Annotated in this window: 19 protein-coding genes; 8 read left to right on the top strand and 11 right to left on the bottom strand. The window is 44.0% G+C overall.

Annotation, left to right across the window (positions count from 1 at the left end):
• The first annotated feature begins 13 nt into the window (after positions 1 to 13).
• The gene (gene nrdF / locus JNUCC31_RS30820; RefSeq protein WP_192267094.1) at positions 14 to 976 is read left to right on the top strand and encodes a class 1b ribonucleoside-diphosphate reductase subunit beta; all 963 of its coding nucleotides are present in this window, start codon (positions 14 to 16) and stop codon (positions 974 to 976) included.
• 161 nt (positions 977 to 1,137) lie between these two features.
• On the opposite strand, the gene JNUCC31_RS30815 is transcribed toward nrdF, so the two are convergent.
• Positions 1,138 to 2,544, bottom strand: coding sequence for a phospholipase D-like domain-containing protein (locus JNUCC31_RS30815; protein ID WP_192267093.1), 1,407 nt, complete (start codon positions 2,542 to 2,544; stop codon positions 1,138 to 1,140).
• A 331-nt stretch (positions 2,545 to 2,875) separates the two neighbouring features.
• Between JNUCC31_RS30815 and JNUCC31_RS30810 the strand changes: the two genes are divergently transcribed.
• A complete protein-coding gene (locus JNUCC31_RS30810; protein WP_192267092.1) occupies positions 2,876 to 3,760 on the top strand; it encodes an aminoglycoside phosphotransferase family protein in 885 nt (294 codons plus the stop codon).
• A 130-nt stretch (positions 3,761 to 3,890) separates the two neighbouring features.
• On the opposite strand, the gene helD is transcribed toward JNUCC31_RS30810, so the two are convergent.
• A complete protein-coding gene (helD, locus tag JNUCC31_RS30805) occupies positions 3,891 to 6,317 on the bottom strand; it encodes an RNA polymerase recycling motor HelD (protein ID WP_192273479.1) in 2,427 nt (808 codons plus the stop codon).
• A gap of 397 nt (positions 6,318 to 6,714) precedes the next feature.
• On the opposite strand from helD, the gene JNUCC31_RS30800 reads away from it, so the two are divergent.
• Positions 6,715 to 7,560 carry an AraC family transcriptional regulator gene (locus JNUCC31_RS30800; RefSeq protein ID WP_192267091.1) on the top strand — a complete coding sequence of 282 codons (846 nt, stop codon included), beginning with the start codon at positions 6,715 to 6,717 and terminating at the stop codon, positions 7,558 to 7,560.
• A gap of 335 nt (positions 7,561 to 7,895) precedes the next feature.
• Here the strand turns inward: JNUCC31_RS30800 and JNUCC31_RS30795 are convergent, their stop codons facing one another.
• Positions 7,896 to 9,227 (bottom strand): sensor histidine kinase, encoded by a 1,332-nt coding sequence (locus JNUCC31_RS30795; protein WP_192267090.1) that lies wholly within the window; start codon positions 9,225 to 9,227, stop codon positions 7,896 to 7,898.
• Position 9,228: 1 nt separating this feature from the next.
• Positions 9,229 to 9,915 carry a response regulator transcription factor gene (locus JNUCC31_RS30790; RefSeq protein ID WP_192267089.1) on the bottom strand — a complete coding sequence of 229 codons (687 nt, stop codon included), beginning with the start codon at positions 9,913 to 9,915 and terminating at the stop codon, positions 9,229 to 9,231.
• A 199-nt stretch (positions 9,916 to 10,114) separates the two neighbouring features.
• Between JNUCC31_RS30790 and JNUCC31_RS30785 the strand changes: the two genes are divergently transcribed.
• From JNUCC31_RS30785 to JNUCC31_RS30775, 3 genes are read left to right on the top strand one after another with little or no spacing between them, the layout of a single operon-like run.
• Entirely contained in the window at positions 10,115 to 10,336 is a 222-nt protein-coding gene (locus JNUCC31_RS30785) for an SHOCT domain-containing protein (RefSeq protein ID WP_192267088.1), read from the top strand.
• Between the two features lie 19 nt (positions 10,337 to 10,355).
• Positions 10,356 to 11,390 carry a DJ-1/PfpI family protein gene (locus tag JNUCC31_RS30780; RefSeq protein ID WP_192267087.1) on the top strand — a complete coding sequence of 345 codons (1,035 nt, stop codon included), beginning with the start codon at positions 10,356 to 10,358 and terminating at the stop codon, positions 11,388 to 11,390.
• Positions 11,391 to 11,440: 50 nt separating this feature from the next.
• The gene (locus JNUCC31_RS30775; RefSeq protein WP_192267086.1) at positions 11,441 to 12,070 is read left to right on the top strand and encodes a DUF2306 domain-containing protein; all 630 of its coding nucleotides are present in this window, start codon (positions 11,441 to 11,443) and stop codon (positions 12,068 to 12,070) included.
• Positions 12,071 to 12,101: 31 nt separating this feature from the next.
• Here the strand turns inward: JNUCC31_RS30775 and JNUCC31_RS30770 are convergent, their stop codons facing one another.
• The 3 genes from JNUCC31_RS30770 to JNUCC31_RS30760 form a co-directional block, all read right to left on the bottom strand.
• The gene (locus JNUCC31_RS30770; RefSeq protein ID WP_192267085.1) at positions 12,102 to 13,094 is read right to left on the bottom strand and encodes an aldo/keto reductase; all 993 of its coding nucleotides are present in this window, start codon (positions 13,092 to 13,094) and stop codon (positions 12,102 to 12,104) included.
• Positions 13,095 to 13,232: 138 nt separating this feature from the next.
• On the bottom strand, positions 13,233 to 14,159 hold the full coding sequence (locus tag JNUCC31_RS30765; RefSeq protein WP_192267084.1) for a helix-turn-helix domain-containing protein: 927 nt from the start codon (positions 14,157 to 14,159) through the stop codon (positions 13,233 to 13,235).
• Positions 14,160 to 14,246: 87 nt separating this feature from the next.
• Positions 14,247 to 15,638 carry an MFS transporter gene (locus JNUCC31_RS30760; RefSeq protein WP_192267083.1) on the bottom strand — a complete coding sequence of 464 codons (1,392 nt, stop codon included), beginning with the start codon at positions 15,636 to 15,638 and terminating at the stop codon, positions 14,247 to 14,249.
• A gap of 109 nt (positions 15,639 to 15,747) precedes the next feature.
• Here JNUCC31_RS30760 and JNUCC31_RS30755 point away from each other — a divergent pair, with 109 nt between their 5' ends.
• Positions 15,748 to 16,665, top strand: coding sequence for a LysR family transcriptional regulator (locus tag JNUCC31_RS30755; protein WP_192273477.1), 918 nt, complete (start codon positions 15,748 to 15,750; stop codon positions 16,663 to 16,665).
• Positions 16,666 to 16,751: 86 nt separating this feature from the next.
• Here the strand turns inward: JNUCC31_RS30755 and JNUCC31_RS30750 are convergent, their stop codons facing one another.
• Positions 16,752 to 17,750, bottom strand: coding sequence for a Gfo/Idh/MocA family protein (locus JNUCC31_RS30750; protein ID WP_192267082.1), 999 nt, complete (start codon positions 17,748 to 17,750; stop codon positions 16,752 to 16,754).
• A 1-nt stretch (position 17,751) separates the two neighbouring features.
• Complete coding sequence (locus tag JNUCC31_RS30745; RefSeq protein WP_192267081.1) at positions 17,752 to 18,771, bottom strand: Gfo/Idh/MocA family oxidoreductase; 1,020 nt, start codon at positions 18,769 to 18,771, stop codon at positions 17,752 to 17,754.
• A gap of 181 nt (positions 18,772 to 18,952) precedes the next feature.
• Between JNUCC31_RS30745 and JNUCC31_RS30740 the strand changes: the two genes are divergently transcribed.
• Positions 18,953 to 19,804: a MurR/RpiR family transcriptional regulator gene (locus JNUCC31_RS30740; RefSeq protein WP_192267080.1), complete on the top strand. Its 852-nt coding sequence runs from the start codon at positions 18,953 to 18,955 to the stop codon at positions 19,802 to 19,804.
• Between the two features lie 144 nt (positions 19,805 to 19,948).
• Here JNUCC31_RS30740 and JNUCC31_RS30735 read toward each other — a convergent pair whose 3' ends face one another.
• Both JNUCC31_RS30735 and JNUCC31_RS30730 read right to left on the bottom strand, forming a co-directional pair.
• On the bottom strand, positions 19,949 to 20,953 hold the full coding sequence (locus tag JNUCC31_RS30735) for an ABC transporter substrate-binding protein (RefSeq protein ID WP_228469331.1): 1,005 nt from the start codon (positions 20,951 to 20,953) through the stop codon (positions 19,949 to 19,951).
• Between the two features lie 197 nt (positions 20,954 to 21,150).
• Positions 21,151 to 25,221: an S-layer homology domain-containing protein gene (locus JNUCC31_RS30730; RefSeq protein ID WP_192267079.1), complete on the bottom strand. Its 4,071-nt coding sequence runs from the start codon at positions 25,219 to 25,221 to the stop codon at positions 21,151 to 21,153.
• Between the last annotated feature and the right edge of the window lie 122 nt (positions 25,222 to 25,343).

Genomic DNA, 25,343 nt, shown 5'->3' with positions numbered 1-25,343 from the left:
GAGTTGGATATACATGCCGGCAATTCAAGCTGTGAACTGGAATCGTGCAGATGATGACTTCACACTGATGTTCTGGAATCAGAACATTATGCAATTTTGGACCGATGACGAGATACCTTTATCCGATGATAAAATGACCTGGGTAACGCTTAGTGATATAGAAAAAGAAGCATATATGAAAGTGCTTGGTGGGTTAACCCTTCTGGATACCATTCAGGGCGGTGTGGGTATGCCCCAGATTATGGAGCATGTGGATGGATTACAGCGCAAAGCCGTACTTAGCTTCATGGCGATGATGGAACAAATTCATGCCAAATCGTATAGCAGTATTTTTACCACGTTGGCATCAACCGAGGAGATTGACAGTGTATTTAAATGGGTGGAAGAAAATCCATATCTGCAAACCAAAGCGACGATTATACGTCAGTACTACACGAGCATTGAAACGGCAAAAGATCTGTATATGGCCATGGCTGCTTCCGTACTCTTGGAGAGTTATTTGTTTTACAGCGGATTCTTCTATCCCCTCTATTTGGCTGGACAAGGCAAGCTGACTTGCAGTGGTGAGATCATTGATCTGATTCTGCGGGATGAAAGTATTCACGGTGTATATGTGGGTGTGTTGGCACAGGAAATATACACAAGCTTTGATGAAATGGAGCGAAACCAAATGTACCAGAGTTTGGTTGATCTGATCCAGGTTCTTCATCAAAATGAGTTGCAATACACGGAGGAATTATATTCCCCTATTCATTTAACCGAGGAAGTGGAAGCCTTCCTTCGCTATAACGCAAACAAAGCGATGATGAACCTCGGCTTTGAGCCGTTATTTGAAGATGAGGAAGTGAACCCGATTGTGTTAAACGGGATTAGTACTCACACCAAACAGCATGACTTTTTCTCCAAGAAAGGCAACGGGTATATTCGCGCTTTGAATGTAGTACCACTGACGGATGAAGACTTCAACTTTGAGTAGTTAAATCGGCCAAGAACGATGAAATAAGGTCTCTGTGATTCGTTACATCTCAGATCCAGGCAGGTCACAGAGAATAGCCTGTGTCAGTTTCATTAGACCAAAAAATGCTAACAAGAGTATATCCTGTCATGCTAATGATTGGGATAGCCCTTTTTTTATCTCTACAAAAAAGCTTTCCAAAGAAATGACAATTTCGATAAAGCTGTAATGGCCATTCGTTTGAAGGAAGAGCCCTTCTGATTTGTGGATTTTTTAGAGTGATCATCTGTCGTAAAGTGAGTACTATTTGCACGTTTGTTATCCATCGCCTCAGTTAATTGGCTCGCGAATGCAGGACCGGAAATGACCACGGCAGACTCTGTATTCAGAAAGGTGGATCTGGCATCCAGATTAAACGAACCAACCATGCTGAGGTAATCATCAATGACAAATGATTTGCCATGAATGGAGTTAGGACCTTCATATTCGTAAATGGAAAGACCAGTATCAAGCAGCTGTTTCTTAGAACTTAAGTACCCGGCGAAAGCCAAGGGGTTCGGTGTTTGATTGATTGAGTTCGTTAGCATGAGATATTCTACATTTACAGTTGGAATGATCGACACGTTTACTGCTTTACGCATTTTTTGGGTAGGAATGGCATATGGCATCTGCAGATAAACTCTCGATTGTGCTTGATTTGCGAATCGAACAAAAACATTCCACATGATAGGTTCTTTATAAAACCTTGTGATTGGATTATGAAGGAACACTACATGGTCGGATTGTAGGGACGCCTGAGCCCATTTTTTCGGCAATACTTCAACAAAAGGATCGTTCTGAGCCTGAGCTTCTTTATATAACTGAGCCAATTGAGCCTGCTCTTTTAATCCTTTTGCATGATGCTGGCGTTTGGCATGTTTTTCTGGTTTGGTGAATGGATGATTCCATAACCGATCTATATATTTTTTCATTTCAACAACCGTGCTGTTCGTGTCATGGTATGGATTGTAAACAAGAACGTCCCGATCGAATACATAATCTTTTGGGGGCTTCAATGCCATGTATTTATCACCAATATTCCGGCCGCCGATAATGCCATATGTGTTGTCGACAAGAAGAATCTTGTCATGCAGACGGTTATGCCATGTCCATGGTTTAAGCAAATGAAGTGGCTCATAATACCTTAGTTCAATATTAGGATGGGCCGCAATGGCATCTGGAATATCACGCAATTCTCCGCGCAAATTGTGAAAAATCCCGTCTAAAATGATTCGAATATGAACGCCTCGATCAGCTGCATCGAATAAAGCAGCAAAAACGAGTTGAGAAGTTTTCCCTTTTTGGATGGAGTAATAAGCCAGGTCGATGCTTGTTGTAGCCTCTCGAATGGTCTGGATTCTCACCTGACCGGAGCGAAATCCGTCCTCCAAGAGCATAACGCGATCTGTTGTATTTCCTTCTGTTAACGTTTTTTCAATATCTGTATTCTCAATTTTAGATGGAGAGGGAACCAAAAATAAAAGGTAAGCTGTGAAAAAAACGTAGATACTATACAAGAGAATGATTGCGAGTATGGTTTTAAGGATCATTTAGTACGCCCCCCATTTTAGTATTCAAATGAATCTGCCCGCTCATTTGGTCAAATGATGTAGAAAAAGAAACAATACTTGCATTACAGTACTATCTCCTTTTGTATATAAAATATGCTATTTAAAAAAAGCTAAAGTTAATCGATATACAAAACTGCTCATCATTGCTATCAACGTATTATTCTCATTTCTTTCTTATTTTTCGCAGTTTCCACTGCTATTTATGGAATGATCTCAGGCGTATGCCAAGCCTTGATGAAATGAAGATGAATGGTTAAGATTTATGTATGGTTTAGATCCCCACCAACTTTCAATAGAAAGAGGCGAAGGAATGATTGAGATAACCCCTGAACTGGTCCGTCATTTAGTGTATAGCCAATTTCCCGAGTGGAAAGATTTAGCGATAACACCTGTAGAAAATAGTGGCCACGATAACCGCACTTATAGACTAGGATGCGAAATGACGATTCGTCTACCGAGCCATGAACGTTACGCCTCGGCGGTGGAGAAAGAACTGACGTGGCTCCCTGTTTTTAAACCTCTTCTCTCCCTCCCGATCCCGGTTCCTGTAGCAAAAGGCACAGCAACAGACCTGTATCCCCTTCCTTGGTCGATTAACCGTTGGATAGAAGGCGAGACCGTCACACATGCCAACGTACCGAATCTAAACGCATTTGCCGAAAACCTCGCAAGTTTTCTGAAAGAATTAGAAGCGATTGATGCAAGACACGGTATTCCGGCAGGAATTCAAAACTTTCATCGTGGAGGAAACTTAGCGGTTTACGATCAAGATACTAGGTCCGTCATTGAGAGCTTATCCGGTTCAAAGCAATACGATCAAAAACTCCTCACTGAAATATGGGAAACTGCCCTTGCGACGAGATATCAATCCACACCGCTATGGCTTCATGGTGACGTTGCCGTGGGCAATCTGCTCGTGCAAGATGGACGATTGTCCGGTGTCATTGATTTCGGAACTATGGGCGTTGGTGATCCTTCAAGCGACCTGGTGATGGCATGGAACTTTTTTGACGACGCAAGCCGCGAAATATTTCTGAACTGCATGAATGTTGACCAAGATATGGTTAATCGTGCACGTGGCTGGGCTCTGTGGAAAGCACTCATCACTTATGCATGGAATGAACACAGCTCGGAAGCTTCAAATTGGGGCAAACATGTGATTGATGTCATTATAGAAGAGTACAAATCGCTATAAATGACGGTCCTCCTCTTCTCCTCACGACCTCTCTCATTTAAGATAAATCCATTATGCATCCTAATATAATTCACAAAAAAAACCTTGGCTGATTAATGGCCAAGGCTATCTGTATACATGCGAAACGAAGTTAATCAAGGGCTGTGTAAGACGATAATTCATACAAATTTGCAGGTAATGCCTGCACGAATGGCGACCAATCACCAGTCGTATAGAGATGAAGCCGGTGCATCGCCCGTGTACACGCGGTATAAAGAAGTTTGCGCTCATTGTCTCGACCGTAAGCTTCAGGTGAAGCATCATACACCAAGACTGCATCGAACTCGACACCCTTGGCGAGATAGACCGGAATGACCATCACTCCTTTTTCAAAATTCGCCGTCTCCTTAGTAATGAGCTGCAGAGTTTCGTTCCCTTGAATTCGTAATGATTCAAGAGCCTTGCGGCTCTCGGCTGCGGTCTTCGTAATGATGGCGATGGATTCGAGACCCTCGGCCTTGAGTGCAGTAATGTCTGCCCAAATTTGCGAATCACGGTTCTCCCTGCTGTCCAACTGAGTCAGAAGGGGTTTGGGGCCTTCCCTATCAAAAGGTACAATGTCTTCCCCGTCAGGAAGCATCGATTTTGTAAATTCAACAATCTCTCTAGTCGAACGATAGCTACGTAAAAGGCAGAACAGACTTGTCTCAGCTTCGCCAAAAAGGCGGACCAGCGGCGAATTCTCCCCGGCCAAGCTGGTTGACTGCATGAAGATTGCTTGCCCGAAATCACCGAGCACCGTCATTTGGGCACGAGGAAACAGTTTTTTCAGGTATTCATATTGAAACGAGGAATAATCTTGGCCCTCATCAACAAAAACATACCGAATTTCCGTGTTCGTCCGGACACCCTCAATCAATTCTTTTACATATAAATACGGAGTCGCATCTTCATGAAATAACTCGTTTCGATCCAGCATTTCCTTGGTTTGGCTGCATATCTGTGGCCATAGGTTGGGAACGGAAGCTCCAGCCGTTTTCTCCTGATAAGCTGCCTCGTCCACGAACAATTGGCTATATATGCCTTGGATATCTACAAAAGAGAATTTCTTCACACTTTTCTTTAGTGGTTTAAAGTATTCTTTGACGATCCTTCGACGGAGCAGCTCTTCCTCTCTCTGAGTGAAATCAAAGTCGCCTTCATCTCCACGACGCTTCTTATTATTTTTGAGAACTGCTGCATATCGTTCCGCAACGTCGAATACTTCTTTCTCCGTATGCAGCATCCCGAAAGCCTCCACATACTGCTCCGTATCGAGATAGTTCAACTCCTCCTGTACCCAAGGCGCTTCCCATTCCAATCGTTCCAGCGATGAGAGTTCATTCAATAGCCACTCCTGCAAGAGAACTACACGATTGATTAGCGGCAGAGCATTGTCATACTCGTAAAATTTGGTGTTCATCCGCTCTGCTGTAATGAATTCGCGCTCCTGTATCCGAATACCATTGAATCGCATGCCTTCTCGTCCCAACCATATTCTATAGTTATGCAGGGCCTGCAAGAAAACCTCGGACGTTTTATACTCGATCCCCTGAAGACGAGCCTCATACCCTGGTGTACCTTGTGCAGTCAGGACATATTCAATCTGATCAAAGGCGTCCTCCGGCCGTAACGAGGAATCCAGCCAATAGTCGAGATATTCTTGAAACGTTGTCTGCTGCATGTTCTCTTCACCGAGCTCTGGAAGGACAGTAGAGATATAGCTGGCAAACATCGGATTGGGTGAAAAAAGAACGATCTGATCCGCCTTGATGGTCTGACGGTGTTTGTACAGCAAGTATGCTACCCGCTGCAAAGCTGCGGAAGTTTTACCACTGCCGGCAGCCCCCTGCACGATAAGCATTCGGCTTTTATCATTGCGGATGATAGCGTTTTGTTCCTTCTGAATCGTTGCCACGATACTCTTCATTTGCGAGTTTGCACCACTGCCTAGCACCTGCTGTAGCAAATTGTCTCCGATCGTTTCACTTGCATCAAACATGTTGACAATATTTCCATTTTGAATCTGAAACTGCCGTTTAAGCTCCATCGTCCCTTCGATTTGTCCGGCTGGGGTGACATACGAAGCCGGTCCGGGGGAGGAATCGTAGTACAGGCTTGCTATTGGTGTACGCCAGTCATAGATCAGAAAGCTCAATCCGTCCTGATCGACGAAGGAAGATACACCAATATAGATTTGCTCGTCGAGATTCAGTCCCTTCTCCTTGAAATCAATACGTCCGAAATAAGGTGACGGGAGCAGACGTTTCAAGTTTTTCCATTGCTGCGTCAACCGCTTGTGGCCGCGCTCCCTTTCGGCCAATACTGCGGACTGTTGATTAATGGTGTAGAACGACTCTTCGAAATCTTCGTTGGTACTTGTGTTCATCGTAACTTCTTCCCAGAACCGCTTACGGATATCCGCAGCCTGATCATGCAGTCCAGCAACCTCCGGCTCCAGTTCAGAGATTCTCACCTGCAATTTGTTTCTGACCATTTCCAACCGTTCCTGTTCCTGTTGCCAATCCTTTGTTTCCATCATTCCTGAACCCACTCCTTTTTCCATTTTTTCGAGCTAAAAAAGAGCATTGACAAATCCAAGTTCCAGATGTAAACTAAGAATAGGAGTAATGATGAATACATATCCGGATTTCATTTCTCAATGACGCTATCGATTATATCACAGCGTTTTTTTGCGTTCAATTTATTTTTTTTGTCAAAGCTGGATTATGGACGATTTAAATCAATTACTGCGGAATTGAGCTATCAGAAGATGGCCCTTGAATCATCGGGGTCATCTTTTTTTATGCTCATGGCGCTATACTAGCGAATAACTGGCCTTCCTTTAATATCCTAACCGGACAAATCACAGCACGTAATGACAGGCTTTTGGATATGTATTCGTTTACTATAGAACTCAAGGAGTGATTAACTATATGAACTGGATCGAGTCATTACAGATAGCTATTCATTATATGGAAGACCATTTACTTGAAAATATGACGATCGAGCAGATTTCTGCTAAAGCACATATTTCCCCCTTCCATTTTCAACGTACTTTTTCCTTGTTAACTGATGTTACTGTAGCCGAATATATAAGACGGAGACGATTAACATTGGCAGCAAATGAACTTATGCAGAGTGATCACAAAATTATCGATCTGGCTCACAAGTATGGTTTTGAAACTCCTGAATCTTTTTCGAAAGCGTTTCGTAGACAACACGGGATTGCACCTACTGAAGCACGCAAGAATAGTACCTCTATCACATCGTATAATCGTTTGGTCATTCAATTGAGTCTAAAAGGAGCAGAACCGATGAATTACAAAATTGTTGAACAAGCCGAGTTCACGTTAGTTGGAATCAAACAAGCTTTCTCTTATGTAGATGGGGAAAATTTACGAGGAATTGCGAAGATGTGGCAAGAAGCGTATACGAGTGGTACAGAAAATCGTTTATTTGAACTGAACAATGGTGCAATTCATGGATTACTTGGAGTATGTGTGGATCAGAACGAGATTCAGAAGAAGCAAATGGAATACTGGATTGCAACGGCTTATGATGGTGAGGTGCCAGAAGGATTATTATCATTCAAGATTCCTGCTTCCAAGTGGAGTGTATTCGAAGTGCAAGGTCCGATGCCGGAGAGTATGCAGAGTCTGTGGAAACAGATTATTTCCGAATGGTTCCCTTCTAATCCTTATGAGCATGCTGGTATACCTGAGCTGGAAGTATATCCGGGGCCCAATCAACCACCCCAAATCTGGATACCGATTAAATAATCGGTAGCTTTTGATAAGTTGGTCTTATTTCCCCTACACTACCCTCAATTGTTCCACCAGGCCAAGTTGAGTACCTTAACCTGCTGCACCTGGTGGTCTGTTTTTCATATAACTGTGCGGCTAGAATTTATTAACTAACGTCTTTCCCTTCTGAAAATGGCCCAAACTTGGATGATCCAACCCAAGATATCACGAAGTGTGCAGCCTGTATACTCTTTGCGAAATAGCCCTGAATTTAATATAATGCTCCAATCGTTCTTTCTCATTGGTTGATCTTTCAACATGGTTTAGGTGCCATCTTTAATTCTCCTCCGTTTTTTGCATAATTCTATGGATTAATTTGGATCAGTTGCTGGTAACCAACCAGCCAGCAAGGCCCCGCCTTCAGAATGATTTTTTACGGCAAGTACGCCTCCGTGTTGCTTCACGATTCGTTGTGAGATCGCTAAACCCAGTCCACTGCCCCCAGTTGTACGACTTCGAGATGCTTCCCCCCGATATAAGGGTTCAAACACACGCTCCAGTTCTTCAGATGAGAACCCAGGTCCAGTGTCGCGTATCGTAAACTTGATCTTATCGCCTTCTTTGTAGCATTGGACCGTAACTTCCCCACCTGAAGGTGTGTATCTTACGGCATTTTCCAACATATTGTTCATGGCACGCTCCAATAAATGCGAATCGCCGCTAATGAAACACTCATCTGCAGAGTCGTTTAAGATCGAGATATGTTTTTGCCCAGCCTGCGGACTCAAACTGTCCATCGACTTCCGGAAAATCTGTGTTAGATTTAGCGTTTTGTTGTTAAGTTCACTTTCCAAATACTCCATTTTTGTAAACGTAAAAAGGTCTTCTACCAATCGGTCCAATTGAGCAGATTTCTCTTTGCAGACGGTTATATATCGGGTTACTTGTTCTGGTGATTGTGCAATACCTTGCTCCAATCCATCCAAATACCCTCGCAAAGCGAACAAAGGCGTACGTAAATCATGCGCGACTGCTGCGATAACAAATCTGCGTTCTTCCTCCAGCTCCACTTGTTTCCGATGGGATTGTTCCAACCCTTCTACCATCGCCTCGAATCCGTCGCGAACTTCAGCGATTTCCGCGATTCTGGACTTAGGCAACTGCACATCCCAGTTTCCTGTCGCGATTTGTCTAGCTGCTCTGCTCATTTTTTCAAGGGGTTTGAGAAGGAATCTTCTCATCTCTACACCAACAACAAAGAAAGCAAGCAGCAGTCCAACAAATGCGGAAATCAGTTGTCCCCCATTGGACTTAGGCAGATATAGAACAACCCTTCCAATTAATTGTCCGTCTTCAATGACAGAGAACTGTTCAGTCGACGATATCCGACTGTGACGCTTCGGGCTGGAACGATAAATTTCCGAATTCGATGAAGACTCGATGACCACATCCATCTTTGCTTGTCGCAATTGGGTTTGTAATTTGTTTTGCCAGCTTGGATCCGTCCATTGATCCGTGTTAACTTCAATCATGCGGATCATCTCGGCCAGATGTGTTTGCAACGTTTCATTTTGCTGGCGGCTATTCGAAATGCTAAACGTCTGATTGTCCATAAAGTGCGCCGTCACAAAAAAGATCCACGGCAACGTAAGTAAGAAGAATAAACAAAGCATAGTAAATGTACGAATGCGCAGTTTTCTCATGTTATCCTCCTTCGAAGCGGTACCCTACTCCCCATACGTTGATCAGGAATTGTGGATGGTTGGGATCGAACTCAATTTTCTCCCTAAGGCGGCTAAGGTGCACTCGAATGGTGTGCCTGTCTCCCACCCCATCCCAAAATTTCGCGAGTAATTGTTCATAGGAGAACACATGTCTCGGGTGTTCAGCAAAATATCGGAGTAACTCATATTCCTTAGGTGTAAGCTCAACATTTTTACCTTCCACAACAACTTCTCTTGCAGACAGATTTAACTGGAGGCGGCCATAATCCAGCACCTTCTCATCCATGGTCTGCCGGGAAGCGGAGCGTCGTAAAACGGCTTTTACTCTGGCAACGATTTCCCCAGGCGAAGCTGTTTTGACGATATAATCATCTCCGCCGAGTGTCAGACCTCGAATCTTATCCACATCATCACTGCGCGCACTCAAGAAAAGGATGGGAACATTACTTTCAGCTCGAATTCGACGACATAGCTCAAATCCATTTTGTCCCGGCATCATGATGTCCAGAACAACGCAATCTATGGAATGCTGCTGAAGTATGCCCCACGCTTGTTCCGTATCACAAGCAGTCATGACGTGAAAGTTGTCATTCTCCAGAAAATCCCTTAATAACTCAACGATACTTTGGTCATCGTCAACGACGAGTATCGTATTCAACATACTCATACTTATCCCACCTCTGCCCTCTAGTTTATCATTTTTTCTTTTCGAACCAAGGCGAGGTTATATTTTGTGATGAGTTGTTTATGGTTTTGTGACCTTTTTACGACTTTGTTTGAGATATTCGTTTGTTATGATTTTACCTGTGAGTACGGACGACCTACATTCTTATTCGTCCATCACAGCAGAAAAAGGAGGTAATCGTATGGGTTTGGAGGATAGCGGATTCTCATTTTTTTACTTTGGATCTTTGTTTTGTCTCACGCTGTTTTGCTTCGTGACGCTTCGTATATACATGATTCGTCATCGTAACAATGATCGCAGCCGGGAAGACCATGACATCCCTTTGATTTTGAAAAGCCGAATGGCTAAAGGCGAAATTGACGAAGACGAATATCACAGGCTGAAGGATCTTTTGACCAAATAAAGATCAGGGGGTTGGATGAATGATAACTGTACAAATCGTGTTATTTGATGGCTTCGATCTACTGGATGCCATTGCGCCTTATGAAGTGTTTTGCTCCGCTTCCATGCATATCGACAACGCGTTAACGGTAGAACTGGTTACGGCTGAAGGACCAAGATCTGTGACTAGCGGTATAAATGGATTGAAAATCGAGGCGAACGGGACACTGGACCCGGCACGTCCGGGTATCATACTTGTGCCTGGCGCAGCCGGTGAGGTTGAAGGCGATGGTCCAAACTCGATTCCAGCTATTCTGGGCAGGGCCATGAATACGGAATTAACAACAATGATCAGGGCAGCTCTCGAACACAAAAACGTTGTAGTGGCTACGGTCTGCGGCGGTTCCCTTTTGTTAGCCATGGGAGGACTCCTGGAAGGCAGAGCTGCGGTAACGCATCATTTGGGTATGGAACTACTTGGTGCAACCGGGGCAATTCCAGTCCCGGCACGTGTAGTGGATGATGGGAATCTGGTTACCGGCGGCGGTGTGACCTCGGGGCTCGATGTCGCGCTGTATCTGGTGGAACGTGAACTGGGACCACGCATCGCGCACGCAGTAGAGCAGTTGTTCGAGTACGAACGAAGAGGAACGGTTTGGAGGGAATATGGTGTTGCCCCAAGCACTCCTCATGTGTTGACGGACAATGAATCGAACATTGTAAAAAACCAATCGGTGGTGACCTCTGCCCCAATACATAACCAATATACAGAGGCTTCCCTCTTCGTCGGAAATTGGGATACGACAATCGCTACACCTGTCGGTAAGCTGGAAGTCAAGCTTTGCATAACGACATGTAACGATGTGATCGAAGGTACAGCAACACAAGGCGATGAAACAATTGCGTTTCTGAACCCTGTGTTTTACAATAACAAACTGACTTGGTCTCTGGCGATCACCAAACCTATGCGTTTGAATCTGAAATTTGAAGTTGGCGCAGACGGAGATCAGATGAGTGGAATCGCTAAGGCCGGCCTCCTTCCTGCATCCAAATTAACAGGAAAACGAATAAACTAGCTCGCTTATCTAGGAGTAACAAAAAGTAGTCTCGGAGGTTGTAGAATGGTATGAAGAAACGGACAACATTATATGGATGGTTGGCTTGTGTCAGCATTTTATTTATCCTGTATGCTTTGATAAAGAATTATTGGATTGACCCAGAAGCTTCGGAATTTTTAAGCCAAAAGACGGGTTTGAAGCGTGAGCTTAATCTTCCGATCTGGCTGAATATTATGTACGTTCATGTTGCATTTGCATGTTTGGCCATGGCGTCCGGATTGCTCAACTTCTCTAACCGGATCTTTGAAAAGAGCCGCAAGTTCCACCGCATAAACGGTTATGTATACATCGTATCCGTCCTGCTTGTTGTACTGACTTCCGGATATATGGCCCCTTACGCCACTGGCGGAAAGATAAGTAGTATGGGCTTCAATGCGCTAAATATCCTATGGCTGTTTATTACAATTACGGCTCTAATACAGATTAAAAAGAAACGCATGATCCAACACCGGAACTGGATGATCCGAAGTTATGCCTTCTGTTTTACGAACATGTTCATTCATCTCATGACTACCCTTCTTCATCAGAGTTTCGGGTTGGCTTATACTATAAGCTACACTATTGGTATTTATGGAACTATTGTATTGCTACTAATGATTTCGGAAATGATCATCAGAATGAAGCCAACCCCCGAATAATTATTCGGGGGTTTTGAACCGGGGTGTACGATTATTTAAAACCAATGTTTGATCCATATAATGGGTGTGGTACATACGGCTCTTCCAAAGACGCAATTTCGTCAGAAGTTAACGTAATGGAAAGTGCATCTACGGCATTTTGGAGATGAGATATTTTCGTTGCACCGATAATAGGGGCTGTAACCGGATCTTTCTGCAGCAACCAGGCAAGTGCAATTTGAACCCGAGGTACGCCGTGCTTTTCTGCGATTTCTGCAACCCGCTCTACTACCAATCGATCGGTACTGGCTGTTGCATCGTATTTTGCCTTTTGAACTTGATCGGTTTCTGAACGATAAGTTGTTTCATCCCAATCACGTGTCAAACGACCAGACGCAAGCGGGCTAAATGGAATTACACCAATTTTTTCTTCCAGGCATAGGGGAAGCATCTCCCTTTCTTCCTCACGATAGATCAGGTTATAGTGATTCTGCATGGATACAAATCGGGTCCATCCATTTTTCTCAGCCACATATAAAGCCTTTTGGAATTGCCATGCAGACATGGCAGAAGCACCGATATATCTTGCTTTCCCAGCCTTCACTATATCATGTAGTGCTTCCATGGTCTCTTCAATGGGGGTGTGTTGATCCCAGCGATGAATTTGATATAGATCCACATAGTCGGTACCTAATCGCTTGAGGCTCTTATCTATTTCGCTCATAATGGCTTTACGAGAAAGGCCGGAGCCATTGGGACCTTCATGCATACGGGAAAACACTTTTGTCGCAAGGACAATTTCATCGCGATTGGCATAGTCTTTAAGAGCCCGGCCGAGAATTTCCTCGCTAGTCCCGCCTGCATATACATTAGCCGTATCAAAGAAATTGATACCAAGCTCCAGAGCCTTTTGAATCACCGGACGGCTGTTCTCTTCATCAAGTACCCATTGGTGAAATCCACGACCTGCCTCACCAAAGCCCATACAGCCAAGGCACAGCCGAGATACATCTAATCCTGTATTTCCAAGTTTCACATATTCCATTTGATTGATCCTCTCTTTTCATCGTAATGGATGTTCAGGCGCTCTCATGATATATTCTGCGCCAACTTTCCGCCTGAGTTAAGAATATCAAGAAAGTTGAACCACTACTTTGCTGCTAAGCTCATCTTATTTGTTTATTTAGCTCAATGGTTCTCCCTGGCCTGGTTCATCCTCTCTCGTATGACTTTGAAGTCGAAACTCTGACGGTGGAAGCCCGAACTGAAGCTTGAACACTTTGGAGAAATGGGCAATGTTTTCGAATCCTGTTGTGAAGCAGACCTCGGTTACTGTCAGTGGCGTCTCTAACAACAGTTTCTTGGCTTCATTCAGTCTTCGATTGCGAATCCACTTTAGTGGTGAGGTGTGGTACATGGCCTGAAAATCACGTTTGAACGTAGACAGGCTTCTGCCAGACAAATAAGCCAGGTCGCTAATAGACACGGGATTTGTAAAATTGTCTTCCATAATCTTGCTAATGTTGCTGTTTTTATTATGACCTGGTTGTAGCAACTCAAGTAAGAAATGATTATTGGAGTCCGCCAAGTGATACAAGAGCTCCATGAACTTCAGCCGTACCAGTCCGTCACTTACCTCATCCGGACTTTCAAAATAAGGTTTTAAAGATTCGATATAAGCTTGAGTGAATGGACTGACTGTAATGATGGACACCGGAACAAGTTCATTCACCGGATACATCGGCTTATAACCAGAAAATCGGACAAATTCCTCAAGTATATTCTCATTAAGGAAAAACATCATATAATCCAACTTGAACTCTGAACCGGGTTCACCCGATTTTTCGTAGTCAATCCGAATCGATTTGTGAAGAAACACCATTTCATTACTGCGCACGGTGTACTCTTGGTCCCCGAAACGAACTGTATATATGCCCGACTTAACGAATAACAACAGGTGATCTTTCAGAAAATATGATCCTGTTTTGCCATGTGTGTGCAAGCAAAATTTAATAATGGATAGCCCGTTCTGCTTTAGGCTTCCTTGTTTATCTGGTGCACTTTCCAGTTTTTGCGGTGCTTTGGCTATTTTTTCGGTTCTCATGGACATGAGCGGACCCGCCTTTGTAGATTTTGATATAAGGATAACAGGAAACGAGGACAAATGATTTGCTACCAAGCTCAATGATTTGTTCAATTAGCCCAAATATCCTGATTTATCCGTTAATTCCTGACGACGTAAGCTCATGAAGATCAAAGAAACAGCTAATACCGTAAGGATGACTCCAAGCGTTTGGAATCCTGTAACACTAAATGTTTCTCCCATGATGATACCAATCAATAAAGAAGATAAAATGGTACCCAGATATCTGGATGTATTAAAAATACCTGATGCGACACCGATCATTTCTTTTGGCGTGCTCTTGAACAGAGCTGTCTGCATGCCAACAGCGTTTAAGCCATTACTTACCCCAAATACTGCCAAGGCAAGAATTACAATGAAGACTGGGGAAGCTTCTTGCAATAGTATGACCACTATGGAACCGAATGTCATTAACACAGCAGAAACGATTAAAGCTGGCCGTGGTCCCGATTTGTCAATCCAACGTCCTGCAACAGGAGAAATGATAAGGGAACATAAACCGAGGGCTAACATAATCATTCCTGTATGGACTTCGTTAAGATGACGCACTTGCTGTAAATAAGTGGGCATTCCAAAAAAAAGAGCATAAAACAGAATATTAACCAGTGTGAACTGTATATTCACCCAAGTCATTTCGGGATATGAAGCGAATGCTCGCAGAGGGATAAAGGGTGATTTTGTTTTTAGTTCATGTCGTATAAACGTTACTAGTGCCATCAAACCGATTCCCCCTGCAATAAGGTGCCACATTGCTATATCTCTCGTTGATTTGACTGAAAGTAAACCAATTAACAGCGTCACCAAAGCTATTGTAAATAACAGGATGCCTGGTGCATCAATCAACTCTAGCCACTTCCGAATAGTTAAACGGCTAGTGACGGGTTTGGATTGATCATCCTTCGGGATTGTTTTCCATGCGAACAAAAAGCTTGCAGTTACAAACGGAATATTAACGATGAATATGCTATGCCAATCCCACCAATGAATCAATACACCACCAATAAAGGGGCCGATTGCTGCTGCTCCAGATAGGAAAATCGCCAAGACAGACAAGGCAGAAGCTTGTTTTTCAGTTACATAAATTCGTATAATCGCCATTCCCACAGCTACCATCATGCTTGTGCCAATAGATTGAATGATCCGGAATACGATAAGCCAAGAAAAACTTGGGGACAGCGGTGCCAACATGGATGAGACGAAGACCATAACAAGACCAATAAGGAATATTTTTCTGCGGCCAAATAGATCACTGCATTTGCCCATGACAGGTTGAGCAACAGCACTCGCAATGTAAAATGAAAAAATAATCCACGAAACGGCTTTAAAATCAAGTTGATACACTTGTTGCAGTCTTGCGATGGCTACAGAGATCATGGAGGAGTTTAACGGATTCAGCATAATTCCTAATCCAACCGATAACATTAACCATTTATTTCGAACATTCATTGTGCAACCTCCTTCTTCTCTGCTGTCATTTTACTCGAAGTCTCTTATTTATTCCAACGCATTGTATGTTATGATTTGATGTACTAAAAGGAATGAGGGAATGGTGAAAATGGAGCTTCTTCAACTAAAATATTTCTTGATTGTGGCTCGATGCGAGCATGTTACGGAAGCCGCGGGAAAGCTGCACGTCACTCAATCCTCACTGAGCAAAACCATACAACGGTTAGAGGATGACCTTGGAGCTCCTTTATTTGATCGAATTGGAAGAAAACTGCGACTGAACGAATTCGGAAGAACATTTCTTCACCGAACCGAAAAAGCCCTGTTCGAATTGGAACAGGGAAAGCGGGAAATTGCGGACCTCTCCAATTCGGATCATGGCACACTCCAATTGGCTGTAACTACGGCAAGCACCTTGCCAGGAATACTGCGGGAATTCCGGAAAAACAAGCCGAATATTCAGTTTCATGTACAAATGGTAACCCTAGATCACATGTCCAGGCTCCTGCATCGGGGTGAGGTTGATTTTTGTCTGTCTTCCCCTCCGATTCAAGGAGATGATATCGAATGTCAGATACTTTTCGCAGATCCCATCGTAGTAGCCGTTCCCGTGGGTCATCGGTATGCAGATCGAAGTGGTATAAGCTTAGCTGAGCTTAAAGACGAGTGGTTTGTTGGTGTGAAGAATGGGTATGGTGTTCGTGATTTGGTTGACTCCGCATGTCAATCCGTCGGTTTTGTACCGAAGTATGTATATGAAGGAGATGAACCTGCAAGATTAACCGCTCTAGTGGAAGCAGAGATCGGTCTCGCGTTTATACCAAGTACAGCAAAAAATCCGCACGAACGAATCACATATCTCCAGGTAGAGGAACACAGACTCGTTCGCGAAATTGCTTTATTGTCACACAAAAACAGATATATTTCGAAGGCTGCTTTAGAGTTTCGCAGTGTTGTTACGGCGTATTTTGGTGCAATGTCCAAAGAGATTTATGGAGTCCTGCCTATAGAAACAAACGGGGAATAACATCAGGTTCTTGTTCACGCTTGGGGCAAGGACCTGGTATTCCAAAATCAAAAAGTCGCCATGGGCGACTTTTTAAGCGACTATTTTCATATCATCGACGGGTAAGTACGGCCAAATACAAGATTAGCAGACTGTTTCGCCTGTTCAATAACCTTCATCACCTTTTCGCTATGCTCCAGCATTTCGCCTGTTTTCTTCAGATCCAGTGCACTGATGATACGATCAAACTCCACAAACTCGTCATACATGCGATGTGGATGATCTTTATGATCCACTCGAACAGGCATTTCCTTGTGAAGTGTGATCTCAAAGGATTCGCATTTATTAGTTGAGCTCGCCATGTGTATATGTCCTTTATTGCCCTGAATGTTCACTGCATTAGGGGCTGTACTATCTTTGGAACCTATGCATACACACTTGAAATTCCCGTAATCCAACAGCAACATACCTGAAGTATCAATGCCGCGTTCCATGTTGGCCCAATACTCCACCTTCTCAGGACTCCCGAAGAAGCCTACTACCAGATGAATATTATATAAATTAATGTCCATCAACGCTCCGCCAGACATTTCGGGGTTAAAGGCGGGCAGTACTTCTCCTGCTTGGAAAGCTGCATAACGGGATGAATATTGAGAATAGTTGCATTCCACGATTTTGATATCACCAAGTTTAGGCAAATATTGCTTCATGGATAAGACGTTTTTCAAATACTGATTTGAAATGGCTTCGATCAATACTCGTTCTTTTTGCTGAGCAATCTCTTTAAGTTCTAAAAATTCTTGGAGGTTAGAAGTAAATGGCTTCTCACAAATTACATGTTTGCCCGCACATAAAGCCTCTTTGGCATATGAATAATGCAGGTGATTGGGCAGTCCAATGTAAATCGTATCTACATCCTCATTCGCAAGCATTGCACTATACTCTGTGTAAATCTGGTCAAACCCATACTGGTTCTGTAAAGATAGTAATTTATCGCGATGGCTGGGTCTGGAGCTGATAGCCTGTAAAATTACGGTAGGAATGTCTTGTATAAAGCTCAATAGATCCCCTACAATCATTCCGGCTCCGACGATTCCGAGTCTCATGTTAGTTACACTCCTCCATGCCTTTTTCGAGTATTCCCATGGCTGTAATCGTTTCTTCGTCTTTAATTACTTTTTCTTTGCCATGTATGATGGCTTGATACATATCATCGTATACTCTGGCATAATCGCCTTTCTCGGAAGGTACTTTCTCTTCATGATAGTTTCCTTCCTCATCCAGGTATGTCAGGATACCATAATGCTGCGGTAGATCTATACCAAAGTCAGCGTGACCTTTGGGCAAGTAAAATAATTTCAGGTGTTCCTCTTGGCGGTCTTCGGTTTGCTTGACGAAGACTCCTTTTTTACCGTATACAACGAAACTCGGACGAGGTTTTAGGCGGAAGAAGCTCGATTTAATCGATACTTTGAGTGAATTGTAATAAAAGTCGAGATCAAAGTAATCATTCATTCTGCCAGATCCGAGCAATTGACGAACATCGTAATGAATCTTGTCCGGTTTTCCGAAATAAGATAACACTTGATCAAAGGTATGAACTCCATGCCCGTATAAATAGCTCTTGTATTTGGAAAAATGGGACGTAGCATTCGGAATCTCCGGACGATAATAATCGTAATGCATCTCCACCTCCAGCAGCTCTCCAAGCTTTCCTGATTCGATTACCTTCTTGGTCGTAAGGAAATCTGAATCATATCGTCGGTTCTGATAACATTGGATCAGCAGATTTTTTTCTTTGGCATATTGGAAGATGGATTCCGCTTCTTCTTTGGTTAACATGAAAGGTTTCTCAACAAGCACGTGTTTTCCGTGGTCGAGTGCCATTTTTGCATAGTCATAGTGAGATTCGGTATGAGTACAGATTACAATTAACTGAATCTCCTCGTCATTCATCACGTTAGCAATATCTTTTGTGTAGTAGATGCCGGGAGCTTTATCCCACTCCGCTTTATCTGGATTACGAGCATATATCGTTTTTACTTTCAAATGGTCTCGGTTCAATGAAAAAGGAAGGTGATAACGGTTTGTACTTTTGCCATTCCCGATGTATCCAATAGTCAGCATATTCATTCCCCTTCAGGCTCTTTTTCATTTATTATAGAAGAAGAAAGTCCTGCGTAGGGGATTTGCAGCAATAACGGTACATATGACCAATCATTCGTATGTAAGAAGGCTTATTTTTAAACAAAATGTTTATTAGACGTTCTCAATCAACGTTATTTCAATTTAATCTGGGGTGAACCTGTTGAAAATATTGACACAATTATCAGACATGCATAATTTTACACCAAATGAAAAAAGCATTGCTTCATATATTTTGACTCATAAGGAGCACATCCTTCACTTGAATATTCAAGAGCTTGCAAAAGTTACATATACTTCGCATTCCGCGATAAATCGCTTGACTCGTAAGCTTGGACTATCCGGCTTCAAGGAGTTCATTATCAGTCTTGCTCGCGAATTCCAACAAAGCACTCAGAATATTTCCAATGTCGACCCCAATTACCCATTCAGTTTGAATGAATCGTCCCTTCAGGTTGCAAAAGAGATTGCGGAATTAATGAAGGAAACGATTCAAAAAAACGTTGCGTTTATGGATGATAAATTGTTGACGCAAACATCACATCTGCTGAATCAAGCAGAACGAATTTTCATCTATGCACAAGGTGATTCAGAAATCCGAGCGAAGAGTTTTCAAAACAAACTGTTCAAAATCAACAAATATGTCGTGATTGCCACAGAACTATCCGAATGGGCACATCATACGGTCAATCTCACACCCCGTGATTGCGCGATTTTCTTAACCTATCACGGAAAGTCGAAGGATTACATAAGAGCTGCACAATATTTTAAAAGTGAAAACATCCCATTTATAACCATCACGGCAACCAGCCAAAGCCAATTGGCTAGTATCAGCACAATCTGTATACAGGTTCCTAACGATGAAGTGAAGTATGCCAAGATTGGTACATTCTCCTCGCAAATCGCCTTTGAATATGTGTTAAATGTCATTTACTCCTGTATTTATAAAATCGACTACCTGAACAACAAACAAAACACAACCAAATCCTACATGAAATTCTATGACGATGAATGATGATCAAATTCCTTCTATAACTTCAAGCCTGGGGGAAGACAATATAATGTTACACAACAAGAAAGAGCATTCCTCTGCCACACGGTGACTGTCAGGAATACTCTCGAATCTTCTTAACTTATGTGAAATTAAGAGTGTCGCGTCTTACTTAACGGAAAGCAGGCTCTCCGATATAAACTTCAGCTGACCTTCCAGCGATATTGGATCGTTGTAAGTGTCCGAAGTCGGATCGAGCTGGAACACATGGCCAGCCTTGACCGCTGGGAGATTGGTCCATAGCGTATTGTCATAGACAACTTTGGGATCACTTTTATCTCCCGACCATGGACTGGTGAAGATGATGTCACCCGCATATTCTGGCAGCACTTCCATGGAGATGGTGGCCCAGCCTGTACCACTGTCAATCGCCTCTGCCTGAGCCTTGGTTGGAGCCTTGAGGCCAAATTCGCCATAGATAATTTCGCCACCACGACCGAAATTATGACCGAATACATACAGACCTTTTGAATATGGGTTCAGGATGGAGACTGTACGGTTTCCGACAACGGCTTCCAACTTAGGCTTCAACTCGTTAATCTGTGTCTCCCATTTCGTTATCCAGGCTTTCGCTGCTTCTTCTCTATTGGTCAGCTTGCCCAATTCCAGCATGAGGTCCTTGTAATTCCGCTCACCATATTTGATTTGTACCACAGGTGCAATCTGGGATAAATTATCGATTCCCTCTGTACCCGTATAAGCAATGATCAGATCAGGCTTTAAGCTGATGATCTTCTCGGCTGTTGGCTGCTCACCCAAATCGATTGTGCCCTCACTTGTGAGCTGGTCTTTGATGTACTTGTTGTTCATTGCACCTGACAAAGCACCCACGACCGGAGCATCCAGTGCAACAAAATATCCGGTCGAAAATGCTGTCAAATCGACGATACGCTGCGGATTCTTAGGCACTTGTACCTCACCTGCATCCGACTGATAGGTCTTGGTCTCTCCTTCATCGGTTATCCCTGAAGCGGAGTCGCTTGTTGTTTCATTGCCCACAGCTGTGCTATTACCAGTTGTGTTGCTCGTTGTCGCTGACTGACCACATGCACTCAGAACGAGTACCACACACATTACCAGCAGCAATCCTATCCAATTTTGTTGCTTGTACAAAATAAACCCACCTTTTAAATGATATTGATAATCGTTATCAATAATATCATGTTACGGAGAACTTGACAAGATGATTTCTGAGACTGTGATGGCTATCAGATTAAACCTCGGATATTCATTTATTCTGACAACCATACAACAAAGAAACCAATGCAGGAAAGCCCCACATCGGTTTCTTTGTTGTATTTATTCCAGAGTTATTTTGTTTTTTCTAGAAGGCCGACAATAAGTGTGACTGCCTCTGCTCTAGTCGCTGTCTGATTTGGAGCAAAACGATTGCCACCGACCCCGCCTACTAGGCCAGCTTCCACAGTGGAAGCTACATATGGGACAGCCCATGCCGGAACGTCCTTCGCATCTTTGAAGTCGAGCTTGGCGTTAGAATCCGCAGGGATTCCGCCAGCGCGTGCAATCATAGTTACCATCTCCGCCCGGCTCAGCGTCTTGCTAGGGCCGAACGAGCCATTTTCGTAACCATTGACAATGCCAGCGGATGCAGCTGCTGTAATATAAGGCTTCGCCCATGAAGGAATCTTGTTATCATCTGTATAGTGAATACTCTCGCTTTCAGTATTCAGATTCAAGGCACGGCCCAGCATCGTAATGAACTCGGCACGTGTAACTTTCTGATTCGGACGGAAGGTCTGATCGCCATAGCCATTCACGAATCCAGCCGTCAGGGCTTTATCAATTGCTGTTTTTGCCCAGTGCCCGGCCGTATCTTTCAGTATCGGTGCATTTCCACCATTCCCGCTATTGTTTGATCCGGTACCCGTCTCATTTCCGGGATTGCTTCCGTTGCCAGCACCGTTGTTCGAACCGTTCCCAGTTGAAGGATTTCCACCGGTTCCTGAAGTGCCATTACCGCTGCTGGATCCATTACCGGAGCCGGAACCAGAACCCGAGCCCGGATTCGATGTTCCTGGATTGGACGTTCCTGGATCAGGATTTGGTGTCACCGTCTTCTTCACGATACCAAATTGATCAATAATGAATGGTGCTGCTTCGTTCAGATTTTGGTCAATTTCATACGTTATAGCTGTCAGTTTATTACCATCGATCGTAATGCCCACAAAATTTTGTACCTGACTTCGTTTTGGACGGCGGTTATCACTCGGATCAGGGCCATATTTGGCTGCATGATTCTCCTCTGCCAGTTCGAAGAGACTGTAGTAGGCGTCCCCGAGACTCTCACTTTTATTTTTGTAATAGACTTTTGGACCAGCTGTTGCCGGAATCAGATAGATCGAGCCATCCGGATTCACAGCGTACTCGATTTTCTGTCCATTTTGCATCTCGGTGATAATCTCTGGCTGACGTGCTTTTCCCTTCTGGTCAATCGGTTTGGTCCGGGCATAGATGTGATCATGGCCCTGAAGAACAAAATCAATGCCAAGCTCCGCCATGATCGGTGCAATCTTGGAACGTACGCCGTTTGCTCCCATGATGTCGGAATCCGTTGCGTGATTTGACGTTGTATACGGCCCCTTGTGAATGTTGACGATAATCCATTGGGCTCCGTTCTTCTTGGCAGTTTGAACATCTTTCTTCAGCCACTCGACCTGCTCTGTAGAGAAGTTGTCATAATCGCCCGAATCCTCATTGGAATTCAACACAACAAAATGCGCATTGCTGTAATCATACGAATAGTAAGCTCCCGTCTCCGTTGCAGAATTCACTGGTGACTGGATATTGAAATGATCGATAAACGCATAGTTTTCGTCCTCATGATTCCCTGCGGATGGGACGATGGTTGTGTTCAACAGGCTTTCCTGCGAATGACCAAGGAGCCAATTCCATTGTTCCTCTTTGACGCCTTTATCCACAATATCTCCGTTATGCACGACGAATTGTGCATCCGGTATCGTAGCCAATGCTTTGGCCAATGTCTCGGATGATAGAATAGCCTCATCCTCTTCCTTCGCCTGTGTGTCCGCTAAATCAATGAAGGTGAACTTGCCTTTTTCCGGCGCTGTACGGAACGTACCTGTCTCGCTCCAGACTTCCTTGGAAGCATCCCCTACACGGAAATAATAGTTCGTATTGGCTTTCAGATCTGTCACTTCAGCTTTGTGCATCAGCTCCGCTGGAGCATTTGCAGGCTGAGCAGAGCGTCCTTGAACCGATTTGGCTTGTGTGAAATCAGGTGTTGCAGCTGTTTTCTCCACAACTTGAAGGTCGCTATTCGTTACTTGATCGGATGTATACCATGTAAAGCCCTTGCTCTTGGTCGGATCTCCATGGAACGTTACTGTTACTTTGTTTACCTGTTCCGGAGTGGGAACTGTATCCGATTCCTTGATGATTCCGAATTGATCAACGATATATGGTTGTGCGTTATTACTATTTTGGTCTATCTCATACGTAACGGCTGTCAGTTTACCCCCGTTGATCGTCAATGAAACGAAGTTTTGGACCTGACCTCTGGCCGCACTTGTAGTGTCTCCATATTGCCGTGCGTGGTTTTCTTCAGCACGCTCGAACAAGCTGAAATACGCTTCGCCAAGTTCTGGCTTTACGTTTTTGAAGTATACTTTGGCCCCGGCGGTAGCGGGAATCATATAGATCGTTCCATCAGGCTTAACTGCGTACTCAATACTTTGTCCGTTCAGAGTCTCCGTTATTTTGGACACATCTTCCGCAGTACCGTCGCTCTTGATTGGCTTCGTCCGTGCATAGATATGGTCATGTCCCTGAAGTACCAGATCGATGCCCAGTTCGTTCATCAACGGGGCGATTTTTTTTCTTACACCGTTCTCGCCAATAATGTCTCTGTCGGTGGCGTGATTGGACGTTGTATACGGACCTTTATGGATGTTGACGATAATCCACTCCGCTCCTGCTGCTTTTGCCTCCTCCACATCCTGCTTCATCCATGCCACTTGCTCATTGGAGAAATTGGCATATTCGGCGGAATTCTCATTGGAATTCAATACAATAAAATGGGCTTTGCTGTAATTATAAGAGTAGTATGCACCTGTTACTGTTGCAGCGTTATCGGGCTGCTTCAGGTTAAAGTGCTCGTAGAAGGCATAATTTTTGTTCTCGTGATTGCCTGGGGATGGTGCAATGGTCGTATTCATCAAGCTGGTTTGTGAGTGACCAAGCAGCCAGTTCCATTCCTGTTCTGACGTTCCGTTCTCCACAACGTCTCCGTTATGAATGACAAACTCCGCATTCGGAACAGTAGTCAGCGCTTTGGAAAGTGTAGAGCCGGACAGGCTGGCCTCATCTTCTTCCTTTGCTTGAGTATCCGTCAGGTCAATAAACGTAAACGCTCCATCAATGGGAGCCGTTTTAAACGTTCCAACCTCACTCCATATGCCCAGATTCTGATCGCCAACGCGGAAATAATAGGACGTATCTGGCATAAGATTCGTCGCTTCCGCCTTATGTACCATTTCTCCCGGGGAGTTCGAAGCCACGGACGCGCGCCCGATGAAGCTTTGGGCCTGACTGAAGTCAGCAGCGCCTCCCTGGTTCGGTACCACTTGAACATCGCTCTGTACCGATGCAAGAGGGGTATACCAAGTGAAGCCTTTGCTTGTTGTTGCGTCTCCATAGAAGGTAACCGTTACTTTGCTGATATCCAGTAAAGGCGCATCAGCCAATGCTTTAAGCTCCATATCAAAATACAGGTCAGAGCTGCTCTCACTCTGTTGATGTACTTCGACGGCGATTTCGTTTGATCCATCATGCAAATAGGCTTTCATTGGCTCAGTCAGGTCGATATCCTCATACATTACCGGCAAGTCCTGACTGGAGGTTGCTTTGGTGGAGTATTGAATCTCGCCGTCTGGCATGCCAAAGCGACGGACTTCCACACCATTTACATAAATCACTGCACCGTCATCAATGCCGAATGTGCCGAGAATTTGTCCATAACCATCAATTTGGTCCTTGTTAACGGTTAGGTTTGTCCGGAAATAGGTTGTGCGGGGTTTTGATTCTTTGTCCAGACCGTAGCTGACTTCCGTATGGACAGGTCCAAAATAGGAGGTGCTTATGCCATTGCCGTTGTCCTTGTAACCAAACGGAGCAGTTCCGGAATTCCAAGACGAATCATCGTATAAAGCACGCCATTCCGACAGTAAGTCTTGACCCTGATCGAAATATTTCCAATTGGCGTTACGCTCTAACAGAATATCTGGCTCAGACAACGATGCGGCTTGCGCTGAATTGGCTCCCCCAAATCCCGCAAACCATCCAAATACCAAAGCAATGGATAACAGGATGGCTAACATCTTCTTGTAGAGGTGACTGATCATAATTCTCTCCTTTGTATGTATGATTGCTTGGCTTATGTAAACCCAAACAGAGCTAGCATAACAAGGGAAGATCAGGGAGGCGTTATCCGTGAGTAAAACCTATGTAAAGAGTTACACTTTTC

The sequence above is a fragment of the Paenibacillus sp. JNUCC-31 genome (assembly GCF_014844075.1).
Taxonomy (GTDB): Bacteria; Bacillota; Bacilli; order Paenibacillales; family Paenibacillaceae; genus Paenibacillus.
Note: the sequence above shows the minus strand (reverse complement) of the source record. Positions and strands in the feature narration are given on the sequence as shown.